Raw genomic sequence first — 13,642 nt, 5'->3', positions numbered from 1 at the left:
GTCCAATCCTGCCCTACCAGGCCCGGGAAAGGTCAGCCCAGCGCCTGATCCAGGCATGCATCGCAATTCCCGCGGCGACGGCGGCGTTGATGCTGCGGGTGGAACCGAACTGCGCGATCGACACCGTCAGCGCGGCACCGCTGCTCGCCGCCTCGGAGATTCCGGGGCCTTCCTGGCCGAACACCAACAGGCAATCGCGCGGCAACTCAGCGGTTTCCAACGGAACCGCTCCGGGCACGTTGTCGACCGCGATCACCGTCAACCCGGCATCGGCGGCGAAGGCCAGCAGCGCTTCGGTGCTGTCGTGATGGGTCAGCCGCTGATAACGATCGGTCACCATGGCACCCCGGCGATTCCAGCGCCGCCGGCCGACGATGTGAACAGTGTCCACCGCGAAGGCATTGGCGGTGCGCACCACCGCACCGATATTGGCGTCGTTCCCGAAATTCTCGATGGCCACGTGCAGCGGGTGCCTGCGCCGGTCGATATCGGCGATGATCGCCTCCCGCGCCCAGTACCGGTAGGCGTCGACGACGTTGCGTGCATCGCCGTCACGCAGCAGCTGCGGGTCGTAGCGCGGGTCATCCGGCGGGTCACCCGACCAGGGTCCGACACCAGGCGCACCGGTACTCCATTCGGTGGGACCGGGGTCGGTCACCGGTGTCTCACCACCGCGCGGGCAGGGACGTCGGCAACGTTGGACACCGAAGCACCATATGCGCCGTCGTCGCCCGGTGTCGTGGCGGCAGCTTCGTGGCTACCGACACATACTCGAAACCGGTGCCCCCAAAGGCCCGAGGCGAGGCTGGCGACGCCTGCACGGCACTTTGCTGGAGGTCGGCGAAGAAGGACCTCCGACCTCACCCTTTTCGGGTGAGGAACGCCCCATCGCAGCATGCCGCCGAGCGGGGTTTCGCAACGCCGACCGACGGGGTTGGGAACAGGTTCCAGAACGGGCCGCATCACCCCTCTCAGGGCCCGTCAACCCTGCTGCAGACGTGTCCAACACCACCCAACCCGCCGATAACGACCTTCCACGCCTCGGCGATCATAAGTGTAGGGTCCTGCCCCTCAAAAACACCTTGACCACCTGTGACCTCGAACATTGTCGATTCCGGACATCAACTTCGGGGTTCCGCCAGTTGAGGTTTGCCATGGACTACCGAAGCTACTGCTGAGTAGACAAGGTTTTTCCGGCCGACGGGTGGAGTCTTGGCCACCTTCGGCGAGATACTAATACTTGCGTACGCGCATATTCCGTGGCGACGCAAGCGTGGCGTGACCTGCGGCAACCCTGTCCGCAGGCCGTCTGATGGATGGGAAACGATGAACACTTCTGTGCTGGCCGTTCCTGACGAGACCCTATACCACCTGCCCGAAACCATTAGCTGGCAGGACGAGGACACGGGGTGCACCATCGTGCTTGCTCAACCGGGCAGCGAACCTGGTCTATGGCAAGACTACCTGCAAGGTGCGCAACGCAACTACCAGAAGCACGGTGTCGAGGCTGCGCTGGACCTGGACTCGTTCTCCGACGGCCGGGACACCACGCTGTTCTACACCGCGCTGGATCCCTCCGGTGCAGTGGTCGGCGGACTGCGCGCCAAGGGCCCGTACTTCAACGCCGACGAGTCGCACGCGATCGTCGAGTGGGAGGGCCAGCCCGGCCAGGACCTGGTCCGCAAGATGATCACCGACCGTCTGCCGTTCGGCGTGGTGGAGATGAAGTCCGCGTGGGTCGCCGACGACCCCGCCCGGGCCGGCTCGCTGACCAACACCTTCGCACGGACCGCGTTCCCCACGATGGAACTGCTGGGCGCGCAGTTCATCATGGCCACCGCCGCGGCTCACGTGCTCGACAAGTGGAGTTCATCGGGAGGTGTTGTGGCGACCAAGGTTCCTGCCGCCGCCTACCCGAGCGAGCGTTACCGCACCAAGTTGATGTTCTGGGACCGTCGCACCTTCGCCAACCACGCCGAGCCGCGGCAGCTGGCGAAGATCGTCAAGGAGATGCGTATGCTGGCCACGCTGTCCGATGAATTCGGCGGCTTCGGCATGCAGTACGGGAGTGGCATGTGAGTTTCGACGTCTCCGCCGGTATCGGCGCGGACGCGTACAGCGCACACCTACTGCACAGCGACAACCCGGGGGACACCACCGCACTCGAGCAGCTGCGGTCTGACGTATCGATCGAATTCGTCGACCGCACAGCCGAGTTCGCGGCAGCTTTGCAGGCGCTGCGTCCCACCCCAGATTCGGAGATCCTCGCCGAGCCGATGCGCTGGGCGTACTACCCGTGGCGCCGGGCGGTCGTTGCCGTCCCCGGCCCTCAGGGATTTCGCCGGCTGCGGCTGGACCGCAACCGCAACATGATCACCCTCGCGGAGCAGGACACGCTGGCCGGACTGCGGATCGGTGTGGTGGGCCTGTCGGTCGGGCACGCGATCGCCCACACGCTGGCTGCCGAGGGACTGTGCGGCGAACTGCGGCTCGCCGACTTCGACACCCTCGAGCTGTCGAACCTGAACCGGGTTCCGGCAACCGTGTTCGACATCGGCGTGAACAAGGCGATCGTGGCAGCGCGACGGATCGCCGAACTCGACCCCTACCTGCCGGTCACCGTGTCGACATCCGGCATCACCCAGGACTCGATCGACGGCTTCCTCGACGGCCTCGACGTAGTGGTCGAGGAATGCGACTCGCTGGACATCAAGGCCGCGGTGCGTGAAGCAGCCCGGCAGCGGCGCATTCCGGTGGTGATGGCCAGCAGCGATCGCGGACTGATCGATGTCGAACGATACGACCAGGACCCGCAACGGCCGATCCTGCACGGACTTCTCGGTGCGATCAGCACCGCCGACCTGGCCGGGCTCAGCAGCAGCGACAAGGTTCCCCACGTCCTGCGGATCGTCGATGCGGCACGTCTGTCCGATCGCGGGGCGGCATCACTGGTCGAAGTGGGCCGCTCGCTGTCGACCTGGCCGCAACTCGCCGGCGACATCGCCGTCGGTGCGGCCAGCGTGGCCGAGGCGGTGCGCCGGATCGGGCTCGGTGAGGCATTACCGTCCGGGCGGGTGCGCATCGATGTGTCCAGCGCGCTGGATTCGATCGCCGAACCCGAGCCACCGGCCACGATCGCACCGGCTACCAGCACTGCAACCGATGCGCCCGACGACTCCCAACCGGTGCTCACCGCCGTCGCCACCGCCATCCAGCGCGCCCCGTCGGGGGGCAACATGCAGCCGTGGCACATTGTGGCGGAGAATGATTCGGTGACCGTCCAGATGGCAGCCGAGTACACCTCGACGATGGACGTCGCCTACCGCGGCAGCGCGGTGGCCATCGGCGCTGCCGCGTACAACGCACGGATCGTTGCTGCGTCCCGTGGCGTGCTGGGCCCGGTGCGCTTCACCGAGGACGACACCGACGTGCCCCTGCGCGCAACCATCACGCTCGGCGACGGCCGGGACGACGCCCTGGCCGACCTGTACGGTCCGATGCTGGCCCGCGAGACCAACCGGCATCGGGGCACACCCACGCCGCTCAGTACGGCGACTGTCACGGCGCTCGAGGACGCGGCGCAGACCGAAGGCGGTGTACTGCGCCTGCTCACCGAGCGCGCCGACATCGAGCGCGCTGCGGCCATCCTGGCGGCCACCGACAGGATTCGCTACCTGCAGCCGCGGCTGCACGCCGAGATGATCTCCGAACTGCGTTGGCCCGACGAGGACGTCTCCGATGGTCTCGACATTCGCGGCCTCGAACTCGACCCGGCCGACATCGCCACGCTGGACATCCTGCGCCGCGGTGACGTCATGGCTCGCCTCGCGCAGTGGGACGCCGGCCACGCACTCGGCGAGGATGTGACCAAACGCGTCCTGGGCAGTTCGGGCCTCGGTGTGGTGACGATGGCCGGACACACATTGACCGACTACGCCCGCGGCGGAGCGGCGGTGGAGGCGGTCTGGATCGCCGCCCAGCTGCACGGTATCGGAATCCAGCCGGTATCCCCGGTGTTCCTCTACGCGCACGACGACGGTGACCTCGCCGAGCTTGCTGCCCAACATGTTCCGGAACTGCGGTCACTGCAACAGCAGTTCCGGGATCTCACCGGCACCGAACCCGGCGAAGGCCAGGCGCTGGTATTGCGCTTCATCCACGCCCCCCGGCCCTCGGTGCGCAGCCGCCGCCGGCCGCTCGAGGGCGAGCTGTCCCGATGACCGCACCGCACCGCCTCGACACCCTCGTCACCGACGTCGCGACGATGCTGATGGCGGCCACCTCGGCAACGTCGGCCGAGGTGAGCCGGGAGGTGCTCGCCGAACTGGTGGAGACCTTCGGCGTGGACGTGAGCTTCCTGCGATACAACGACCATTCGATCCGGGCGACCAAGCTGGTGGCCGAGTGGCCGGCCCGTCCCGAGGTGCCCGATCCCGATCCGCTCGGCGTGGTGTACTTCGCCGACGCCGACCCGATCTTCGCGGCCGCCGAACACGCCAAGGAGCCGGTGTTCTTCTCCCCCGAACCGGTGGAGGAAGACGCCGACGACTACCAGCGCCGCGTCGCCGAAGCCGGCTACGCACTGCCCTCGCTGGCGTCGGTGCCGTTGTTGTCCGGTGACGTCACGACCGGGGCGCTGGGATTCATCAAGTTCGGCATCAAGGACTGGTCACCCCAAGAACTCAACGCGCTCAAGGCAATTGCTTCGCTGTTCGCTCAAGTTCAGGCCCGGGTGGTTGCCGAGGACCAGCTGCGTTACCTCGCCGAGCACGACGATCTCACCGGCCTGAGCAACCGTCGTGCGTTGCTGGCCCATCTCGACGATCGGCTTCGGGTCGGCCGGCCCGGACCGGTCTCGGCGCTGTTCCTCGACCTCGACCGGCTCAAGGCGATCAACGACTACCTCGGCCACCAGGCCGGTGACTGGTTCATCCGGACCTTCGCCGAGCGGTTGCGCGAGGAGACCAACCCTGCCGACGTCATCGCACGTCTGGGCGGCGACGAATTCGTGGTGGTTCCCGCCGCACCGATGAGTGCCGAGGATGCCGAGGCGCTGGCCTACCGGTTACAGGCGCTGTTGCGTGAGCGGGTAGCGCTCGGCGGCGAGATGCTCACCCGCACAGTCAGTATCGGTGTCGCGCTGGGGTCACCTGGGCGAGATACCACCTCGGATCTGCTGCGCCGGGCCGATCAGGCCGTACTGAACGCAAAGAATGCCGGGGGCAACAAGATCGCGGTGTTCACCGACGAGATGTCGCTGAGCAGTGAATTCCGCAACGACATCGAGTTGCACCTGCAGGGCGTCATCGAGACGGGTTCACTGACCCTGCACTACCTGCCCGAGATCGACATGCGCACCGGCGAGGTGCTGGCCACCGAGGCGCTGGTCCGCTGGCAACACCCCACCCGGGGCTTACTGTTGCCCGACTCGTTCATCCACGTCGCTGAATCCATCAATCTGGCAGGCGAATTGGGGCGCTGGGTGATGCGGGCGGCCTGCGAGCAGTTCAGCCAGTGGCTGGCCAAGGGAATCACCGAGAACGCGACACTGAGAATCAACGTCTCGCCGGTGCAGCTGGTCACCGACGGCTTCGTCGAATCGGTCCGCGAGACCATCGAAGAGTTCGGGCTCGACGGCAAGTCGGTATGCCTGGAGATCACCGAAAGTGTTGTGGTCCAAGACATCGAGACCACCCGAATCACCCTCGCCGGCCTCAAGGAGGTCGGTGTGCAGGTGGCCATCGATGACTTCGGAACCGGCTACAGCGTGCTGACGCACCTGAAATCTCTTCCGGTGGACACCCTCAAGATCGACAAGAGCTTCGTCTTGGACCTAGGGTCCAACCCCGGGGATCTGGCGATCGTTCGGGCGGTCATCGCATTGGCCGAAGCGTTCGGGCTGGAGTTGGTGGCGGAAGGCGTCGAGTCCGAGACCGCAGCCCGCACGCTGCTGCAGCACGGCTGCCATCGGGCACAGGGTTTCCTGCTGTCACGCCCGCTGCCCGCCGAGGCGATGGCCGAACTGTTCGCCAAGAAGGTGGTGCCGGTGAACTTCGGAGTGCCCAAAGCCCGCTGAGTCAGTCGATGTGCAGTAGTTCGACTCGACCGAATCGGCTGGCCGTCCGGCTGACGACCGCAACCTGAACCTCGATGTCGCGCAATTCCGGCTGAGCAGGCCACTGGGCACCGCCGGGAGTGGGTCCGGTCGACAGCGCGACACCATCCAGGGCACGCACCAGCCTGGTGCCAGCGGGCCCCTCGATGGCGGCACCGGCCACCCTGCCGTCCTCGAAGATCAGCTTCTGCAGGCCTACGCCTTCGCTGGGGATGTCACGCTCCTCGACCTGCCGGGCCAACCAGTCCGTCAGCGCGGGGCCGGGCCGGTCTGCGTCGGGCTGGTAGGCGCCGAGCAGGGCCGCCCGGATCGCCTGTCCCGATTCGGTGCGCATCGGCGTCATGCCATCGGGTACGGCGCTGTAGATCACCCCGAACGGGGAGGCGGCGCACTGCGCAGCCCAGTCGCGCAACCTCGAACCGACGAAGGGTGCCACGGTAGCGGGCCGACCCTTCTTGGGGGTGGCCGGCGGTTCGGGCACCGCGCGGACGACCGGCAGCTCCAGACCCTGCGAGGTGCGATCCGCCAGCCCGAGATCGTCGATCATGGCTTGCAGATAGGCCAACGTGTCGTCGTCGGCGAGGTCGGCGGGGTTCACCGCGTCGGCGAGCATCACGTTCAGGCCGAGATCCGTACACAGGATGGCCTGCGACAACGCCCCGGCGCCACGGCCCGCGCAGATGACGTCGACGACGTCGTCCCAGTACAGATCGGAAGGCTGTCCAATCTCGTCATCCGCTGTCATTGCCGCCTGCTGACGCCGCTCCATGAACCGAGTATCCCGGGCTCAGGCCAGGCCGAGGTCGGTCAATCCGAGGATGCTGCGGTACGGCACACCTTCGGCTTCGATGGCCTCGGCGGCGCCTGTCGCCCGGTCCACCACCGTCGCAACGCCCACGACTGTGGCGCCCGCCTCGCGTACCGCCCGCACCGCCGTCAGCGCCGAGCCGCCGGTGGTGCTGGTGTCCTCGACCACCAGTACCCGCTTGCCCACCACATCGGCACCTTCGATTTGTCGTTGCAGCCCATGGGTTTTCGCCGACTTGCGCACAACGAAGGCGTCGATGGGCCGGCCGGGTGCGTGCATCACGGCGGCGGCCACCGGATCGGCACCCATGGTCAGCCCGCCCACGGCGGCGTAATCCCAGTCGCTGGTGAGCTCGCGCATGAGCCGGCCGATCAACGGGGCGGCCTGGTGATGCAAGGTCGCCCGGCGCAGGTCGACGTAGTAGTCGGCTTCCTTGCCCGAGGACAATGTCACCCGGCCGAAGACCACCGACAGTTCACGCACCAACCGGGCAAGGTCGTCGCGCAGTTCGGCATTGAGTTCAGGTGCGGTCTCGGCCACGTCCAAATCCCTTGGTGAGCGCGCGGACCAGGCCGCGCGGAACGAGGCGTCCGCCGGTCGTCAGCACCTTGTACTGCAGACCGGGAACGCTGATGACTTTGCCTTTGGCCACATCGGCAAGGCTTTCGGCGACAACGTCATCGACGTTGAGCCACATGATGTTCGGGATCGACTTCATGTCGATTCCCGCACGCTCGTGAAATTCGGTGTGTACGAAGCCCGGACACACCACATGGATACCGACACCCTTGCCGTCGAGTCCGTTGGCCAGGCCTTCGGTGAAGGACACCACCCAGGCCTTGGAGGCCGAGTAGGTGGAGCCGCGCCCGGACAGCAACCCCGCCACGCTGGCGATGTTGATCACCGTGCCGGACCCGGCGGTCAGCATCGGCGGCAGCGCGGCCCGGGTCAGGTGCATCACCGCGGTGACGTTGACGTCGAGCTGGGCCTGCAGCATCGCCGGATCGGCGGTCCAGAATTCACCAGAGGTGCCGAAGCCGGCGTTGTTCACCAGCACCTGCACCCCGGCGGCCAACCGGTCAGCAACCGTGGCGCGGTCGGCGGCTTCCGCCAGATCGGCGGTCAGAACCTCGACGGCCACGCCATGGGCAGCTCGCAGCTCGGCGGCGAGATCGTCGAGACGCTCCTGGTTGCGGGCGACCAACACCACGTCGTAGCCGTCGCGGGCGTACCGGCGGGCATAGCCTGCGCCAAGACCTGAGGTGGGCCCAGTAACAAGGGCAACGGGACGGGACACGCCGTGACCCTATCGAAGTTCAGCGCTGGTAATTAGGGGCTTGGGTGCCGGCCTGGCTCGAGCCACGCGGCTGCTGCGGGCGCAGCGGCGGCGGAGCGTCGGTGCGGCCGGTGGGCAGTTCGCGGCGACCGGCCGGAGCCAGCGGGCGCCCGGGTGCGGGATTGCGACGGCCGGCCGACTGCGTGAGGGCAGCCTGTGCAGGCAGCGGCGGCAGCACCCGCAGCAGGTCATTGAACTGCCGAACGGTGCGCAGACCCTCGTCCCATTGGGCGCGGCTGGAAGTGATCGGCATCGACACCAACGTCCAGTTCTGCTCGTTCCACATGATCTCCGCACAGTCCGGTGCGGTGTGGGCGAAGGTGACCATCCGGCGGTCGCAGGCGCGGCGGGCGGCGTCGAGGTTGGTGGAGTACACCATCCGCGGGCCGATGGCGCCGAGCAGCCAGATGTCGTTCTCGCGCGGCTCGGCGATGCCCTTGAGCCGCAGATCCATCACGACGTTGGTGCCGACCTTGCGGTGCAGGGCGATCACGGTGGCGACGTCTTCGAGGTCGAAGATGTAGACCGCTTCACCGCGGATCTGGCCGAGCACCACGTTGCGGGCGGTGACGTCACCGACGGTCGACATGACGCCGCGCGTCCAGCGGCTGACGATCTCGGTGGACTCAGCCTCGAAGTCGAAGCCGTGCGACCGCGCCCAGGACTTGCGGCGGCGGCCGAGGCCGCGGCGGCGGCCGATGTCGATGTATAGCAACACTGCCGCACCCACGAAGCAGAGTGCGGACAGCGTGAACCAGAACGGAACCATTAGGCCTAGCGTATCTGCTCACCCGCCGGAAAGGAGAACCCCAGCAGGTCACAAGGCTATTACGGCCGGGATCGACGGGTCGCGGATCCTGCCAGGTGGGCTTCCCTCAGGCGATGGCACCCGGCACCGGGTAGTCGGGATAGCCCATCGCGTCGTACAACCGGACGCCATTGTCGTTGAGGTTGGCAACAGTCCTGGTCAGACCGGCTGGCACGGCATCCAGGATGCGGGCCGCGGCGACCAGGGCCCGCACCCCGAAGGCCGAACGCGGCACCAGGGTCTTGGCCACCCGGCGGGCGAACGCGCGGCTGTGCCGCACCGGATCAGCCATCACCGCTTCGTAGGCGGCGAACGCCGAGGCGTAGTCGTCGCCGGCCCGCTCCAGTTCACCGGCCAGTACGTAGGCGCCCAGCACGGCCAGGCTGGTGCTGCCGCCGACGCCGGGTCCGGGGCAATAGCCCGCATCGCCGACCAGGGTGACTCGGCCCCGCGACCAGCTGGTCCGGTCTAGTTGGGTGATCGAGTCGAAATAGAACGAGGCCGCGCGGTCGAGTTCGCCGAGCCAGCGACCGACGGTCGGGTCCAGGTCGTCGAACGCGGCGCGGAGCAGCAGACGCTGCCGCGCGTCGTCACGATGGTGGTAGTCCAGCGGTTGCACGGACCGGAAGAGGAATACCGCACGGGCATCGTCGAGGTGGTCGGCCGTATAGATCATCGCCCATCTGCCGGCATCGACGAAGCTGGTCAATTCACCCTCGCGGGCAAAGGCTTTCGGGATCGAGAGGACGGCCAGGTAGCAGCCGAGGAACCGGCTGTGCCCGGAGTCAGGACCAAAGACGAGTTGCCGCACGCCGGAATGCAGTCCGTCGGCGCCGACGACGACGTCGTAGCGACGGCGCCCGGCGCGGACGAAGTCGACGGTGCCGTCGTCGGAGATCGCAGTGATTTGGTCACCAAATAGGTACTCGACGTCGTCGCGACCGGCGTCGTAGTAGATCCGACTCAGGTCATCGCGCATGATCTCGATGTGCCGGTCCGAGATGACGCCGACCAGCTTCAAGTAGTCCACGTCAACCGGAGGGCGCCCGTTGGTGCGGTGCAGGATCATCCTGGTGGTACCGGTTGCGCGCGCCCGGACCTGCTCGATCACACCCATCCGTTCGGAGATCTCCATCGCGGGGCGGAACAGGTCGACCGCATGACCGCCGGCTTTGCGCAGCGCATCGGCGCGTTCGACGACGGTGACATCGAATCCGCGACGAGTAAGCCAGTAGGCCAATACCGGTCCGGCGATACTGGCGCCAGAGATGAGTACCCGCATGACAATCCCCTTACTTAACGGTCGGTAAGTGAAGTGATGCCAGCTTACTTAACGATCGGTCAGTTAGGGTGGCTACATGACCAGGACGTCGTCGGGAACCCGTGAACGGATCCAGGATGTCGCCCGCGAACTGTTCGGACAGAAGGGCGTGCAACGCACCAGCCTGCAGGACATCGCCGACCGGCTCGGCATCACCAAGCCCGCGCTCTATTACCACTTCAAGTCCCGCGAAGATCTGGTCCGCAGCATCCTGCAGCCGCTCATCGAGGAAGGTGAGCGCTTCGTGACCCAGCAGGAAGCGCGTGCCACCGACGATCCGGCCACCCCGCGCGAACTGCTCGAGGGCTACTTCGACTTCCACTACCGGCACCGCGCCGACATGATGCTGGTGATCACCGAGCTGACCACACTGGCCGATCTCGGATTGATCGACACGCTGCTGGCGTGGCGAGAACGGTTGTGCCGGTTGATCTTCGGGCCGGAGCCGACGTTGGAGCAGTCGACGCGCGGGGTCATCGCGTTCGGCGGTCTGCAGGACTGCTGCCTGCAATTCCCCGACAGCGCTCAGCCGCGGCTACGCGAGGCGACCGTCACCGGCGCGCTCGCCGCGCTCGGCATGCCAACGGCCTGAATGCACGAACAGACGCAAAATCGCATCGATTCGGGCGGAATCGTGCGACTTTGCGTCTGTTCGGCGTTGGCAATCAGCCCAGGCTGACGGTCTTCGCGCAAGCGCTCATCCCAGGATCAGCGATTCGCCGTCCGGGCTGACATTGACCGGCACGATGTCGCCGTCGTGGACCTCACCGGCCAGCAGCAGCTTGGCGAGCTGGTCACCGATGGCCTGCTGCACCAGCCGGCGCAGCGGGCGGGCGCCATAGAGCGGGTCGAACCCACGGTTGGCCAGCCACTGCTTGGCCGGCAGCGACACCTGCAGTTCCAGGCGACGCTGCGCCAGCCGCTTCTGCAGCTGAGCCAGCTGGATGTCGACGATCTGGACCAGTTCGTCGGGGTTCAACGCATCGAAGATGAGCACATCGTCGAGGCGGTTGATGAACTCCGGCTTGAAGGCCGCGCGGACCGCCGCCATCACCTGCTCCTCGGATCCACCCGAACCCAGGTTCGAGGTCAGGATCAGGATGGTGTTGCGGAAGTCGACCGTGCGCCCCTGACCGTCGGTCAGCCGTCCCTCGTCGAGCACCTGCAGCAGCACGTCGAACACGTCCGGATGGGCCTTCTCGACCTCGTCGAACAACACCACGGTGTACGGGCGCCGCCGCACCGCCTCGGTCAGCTGACCACCCTGGTCGTAGCCGATGTACCCGGGCGGGGCACCGACCAGCCGGGCCACCGAGTGCTTCTCGCCGTACTCGCTCATGTCGATGCGGACCATCGCCCGTTCGTCATCGAAGAGGAAGTCGGCCAGCGCCTTGGCCAGCTCGGTCTTGCCGACACCGGTCGGGCCGAGGAACAGGAACGAGCCCGTCGGCCGGTTGGGGTCGGCGACCCCGGCCCGGCTGCGGCGCACGGCATCGGAGACGGCCTGGACAGCATTGCGCTGCCCGACGACACGCTGACCCAGCTCCTCCTCCATGCGCAGCAGCTTGGCGGTCTCGCCCTCGAGCATCCGACCGGCCGGGATCCCCGTCCACGCGGACACCACATCGGCGATGTCATCCGGTCCGACCTGCTCCTTGAGCATCACGTCCTGGCGCGCCTGAGCGGTCGGAAGCGCTGCGTCGAGCTTCTTCTCGACCTCCGGGATACGGCCGTATCGCAGCTCGGCGGCCTTGGCCAGATCGCCGTCACGCTCGGCCCGGTCGGCTTCGCCGCGCAGCACTTCGAGCTGTTCCTTGTATTCGCGCACCACGTCGATGGCGTTCTTCTCGTTCTGCCAGCGGCTGGTGAGCTGGGCCAGCTCTTCCTTCTTGTCGGCCAGTTCGGCACGCAACTTCTCCAGGCGGTCCTTGGAGGCAGCGTCTTCCTCCTTGGCCAGCGCCATCTCTTCGATCTCCAGCCGGCGTACCAGCCGCTCGACCTCGTCGACCTCGACGGGCCGGGAATCGATCTCCATGCGCAGCCGGGAGGCGGCCTCGTCGACCAGGTCGATGGCCTTGTCCGGCAGGAACCGGCTGGTGATGTAGCGGTCGGACAGGGTCGCCGCCGCCACCAGCGCGGAGTCGGTGATCTGCACGCCGTGGTGCACCTCGTAGCGGTCCTTGAGGCCGCGCAGGATGCCGACGGTGTCCTCCACGGATGGCTCTCCGACCAGCACCTGCTGGAAGCGGCGCTCCAGGGCGGCGTCCTTCTCGATGTACTTGCGGTACTCGTCGAGCGTGGTCGCGCCGACCAGCCGCAACTCGCCGCGGGCCAGCATCGGCTTGATCATGTTGCCGGCGTCCATCGCGCCCTCGCCGGTGGCACCGGCGCCGACGATGGTGTGCAGCTCGTCGATGAAGGTGATGATCTGGCCGGCCGAGTTCTTGATGTCGTCCAGGACGGCCTTGAGCCGCTCCTCGAACTCGCCGCGGTACTTGGCACCGGCGACCATCGAACCCAGGTCGAGGGAGATGACGGTCTTGCCGCGCAGGCTCTCCGGCACGTCACCGGCGACGACGCGCTGCGCCAGACCTTCGACGATGGCCGTCTTGCCGACGCCGGGCTCACCGATCAGCACCGGGTTGTTCTTCGTGCGCCGGCTCAGCACCTGGATCACGCGCCGGATCTCGTTGTCGCGGCCGATCACCGGGTCGAGCTTGCCTTCCCGGGCGCGCGCGGTCAGGTCGGTGGAGTACTTCTCCAGCGCCTGGTAGCTGGCCTCGGGGTCGGGGCTGGTGACCCGGGCGCTGCCACGCACCTTCACGAACGCCTCGCGCAGGGCCTGCGGCGACGCGCCGTGGCCGGTCAGGAGCTTGGCGACGTCGGAGTCGCCAGTGGCGAGGCCGACCATGAGGTGTTCGGTGGAGACGTACTCGTCGTCCATCTCGGTTGCGAGCTGCTGGGCAGCGGTGATCGCCGCCAGAGACTCGCGCGACAGCTGCGGCTGCGAGGTCGCCCCGCTGCTGCTGGGCAGCCGGTCGACCAGGCGCTGCGCCTCGGTGCGGATCGTGGCCGGATCAACGCCGACTGCCTCGAGTAGCGGCGCGGCGATGCCGTCGGCCTGCGTGAGCAGGGCCAACAGCAGGTGGGCGGGCCTGATCTCCGGGTTACCGGCCGCACTGGCAGCCTGCAACGCGGCGGTCAGCGCCGCCTGGGTCTTGGTGGTCGGGTTGAAAGAGTCCACGACACCTCCA

Annotated in this window: 11 protein-coding genes; 4 read left to right on the top strand and 7 right to left on the bottom strand. The window is 67.1% G+C overall.

The features are described 5' to 3' along the window. Window positions 1-13: 13 nt before the first annotated feature. Window positions 14-658, bottom strand: coding sequence for a TrmH family RNA methyltransferase (locus tag G6N35_RS22570; RefSeq protein WP_163806259.1), 645 nt, complete (start codon window positions 656-658; stop codon window positions 14-16). A gap of 668 nt (window positions 659-1,326) precedes the next feature. Here G6N35_RS22570 and G6N35_RS22565 point away from each other — a divergent pair. Genes G6N35_RS22565 through G6N35_RS22555 form a run of 3 tightly spaced genes read left to right on the top strand, consistent with a single transcriptional unit; the run spans window position 1,327 to window position 6,076 of the window. Further along, window positions 1,327-2,079: a hypothetical protein gene (locus tag G6N35_RS22565; RefSeq protein ID WP_163806258.1), complete on the top strand. Its 753-nt coding sequence runs from the start codon at window positions 1,327-1,329 to the stop codon at window positions 2,077-2,079. Then, window positions 2,076-4,220 (top strand): Rv1355c family protein, encoded by a 2,145-nt coding sequence (locus G6N35_RS22560; RefSeq protein WP_163806257.1) that lies wholly within the window; start codon window positions 2,076-2,078, stop codon window positions 4,218-4,220. Before G6N35_RS22565 ends, G6N35_RS22560 begins: the two co-directional genes overlap by 4 nt. Continuing rightward, window positions 4,217-6,076, top strand: coding sequence for a putative bifunctional diguanylate cyclase/phosphodiesterase (locus G6N35_RS22555; RefSeq protein ID WP_163806256.1), 1,860 nt, complete (start codon window positions 4,217-4,219; stop codon window positions 6,074-6,076). Before G6N35_RS22560 ends, G6N35_RS22555 begins: the two co-directional genes overlap by 4 nt. Window position 6,077: 1 nt before the next feature. Here G6N35_RS22555 and G6N35_RS22550 read toward each other — a convergent pair whose 3' ends face one another. The 5 genes from G6N35_RS22550 to G6N35_RS22530 all read right to left on the bottom strand — a co-directional run bounded on the left by G6N35_RS22550 (window position 6,078) and on the right by G6N35_RS22530 (window position 10,349). Then, complete coding sequence (locus G6N35_RS22550; RefSeq protein ID WP_163806255.1) at window positions 6,078-6,860, bottom strand: FAD-dependent oxidoreductase; 783 nt, start codon at window positions 6,858-6,860, stop codon at window positions 6,078-6,080. A 42-nt stretch (window positions 6,861-6,902) separates the two neighbouring features. Further along, a complete protein-coding gene (gene pyrE, locus G6N35_RS22545; RefSeq protein WP_163806254.1) occupies window positions 6,903-7,463 on the bottom strand; it encodes an orotate phosphoribosyltransferase in 561 nt (186 codons plus the stop codon). Further along, entirely contained in the window at window positions 7,444-8,220 is a 777-nt protein-coding gene (locus tag G6N35_RS22540) for an SDR family NAD(P)-dependent oxidoreductase (protein ID WP_163806253.1), read from the bottom strand. Before G6N35_RS22540 ends, pyrE begins: the two co-directional genes overlap by 20 nt. Before the next feature lie 19 nt (window positions 8,221-8,239). Continuing rightward, window positions 8,240-9,028, bottom strand: a complete 789-nt coding sequence (gene ttfA / locus G6N35_RS22535; protein WP_163806252.1) for a trehalose monomycolate transport factor TtfA — start codon at window positions 9,026-9,028, stop codon at window positions 8,240-8,242. A 106-nt stretch (window positions 9,029-9,134) separates the two neighbouring features. Then, entirely contained in the window at window positions 9,135-10,349 is a 1,215-nt protein-coding gene (locus tag G6N35_RS22530; RefSeq protein WP_163806251.1) for an FAD-dependent monooxygenase, read from the bottom strand. A gap of 76 nt (window positions 10,350-10,425) precedes the next feature. On the opposite strand from G6N35_RS22530, the gene G6N35_RS22525 reads away from it, so the two are divergent. Further along, on the top strand, window positions 10,426-10,980 hold the full coding sequence (locus tag G6N35_RS22525; RefSeq protein ID WP_163806250.1) for a TetR/AcrR family transcriptional regulator: 555 nt from the start codon (window positions 10,426-10,428) through the stop codon (window positions 10,978-10,980). A gap of 105 nt (window positions 10,981-11,085) precedes the next feature. Here G6N35_RS22525 and clpB read toward each other — a convergent pair whose 3' ends face one another. Then, on the bottom strand, window positions 11,086-13,632 hold the full coding sequence (clpB, locus tag G6N35_RS22520) for an ATP-dependent chaperone ClpB (RefSeq protein ID WP_163806249.1): 2,547 nt from the start codon (window positions 13,630-13,632) through the stop codon (window positions 11,086-11,088). Between the last annotated feature and the right edge of the window lie 10 nt (window positions 13,633-13,642).

Source organism: Mycolicibacterium anyangense, from assembly GCF_010731855.1.
GTDB classification, from domain to species: domain Bacteria; phylum Actinomycetota; class Actinomycetes; order Mycobacteriales; family Mycobacteriaceae; genus Mycobacterium; species Mycobacterium anyangense.
The sequence above is the reverse complement of the archived record's forward strand: the minus strand, read 5'-3'. Positions and strand labels throughout refer to the sequence as shown.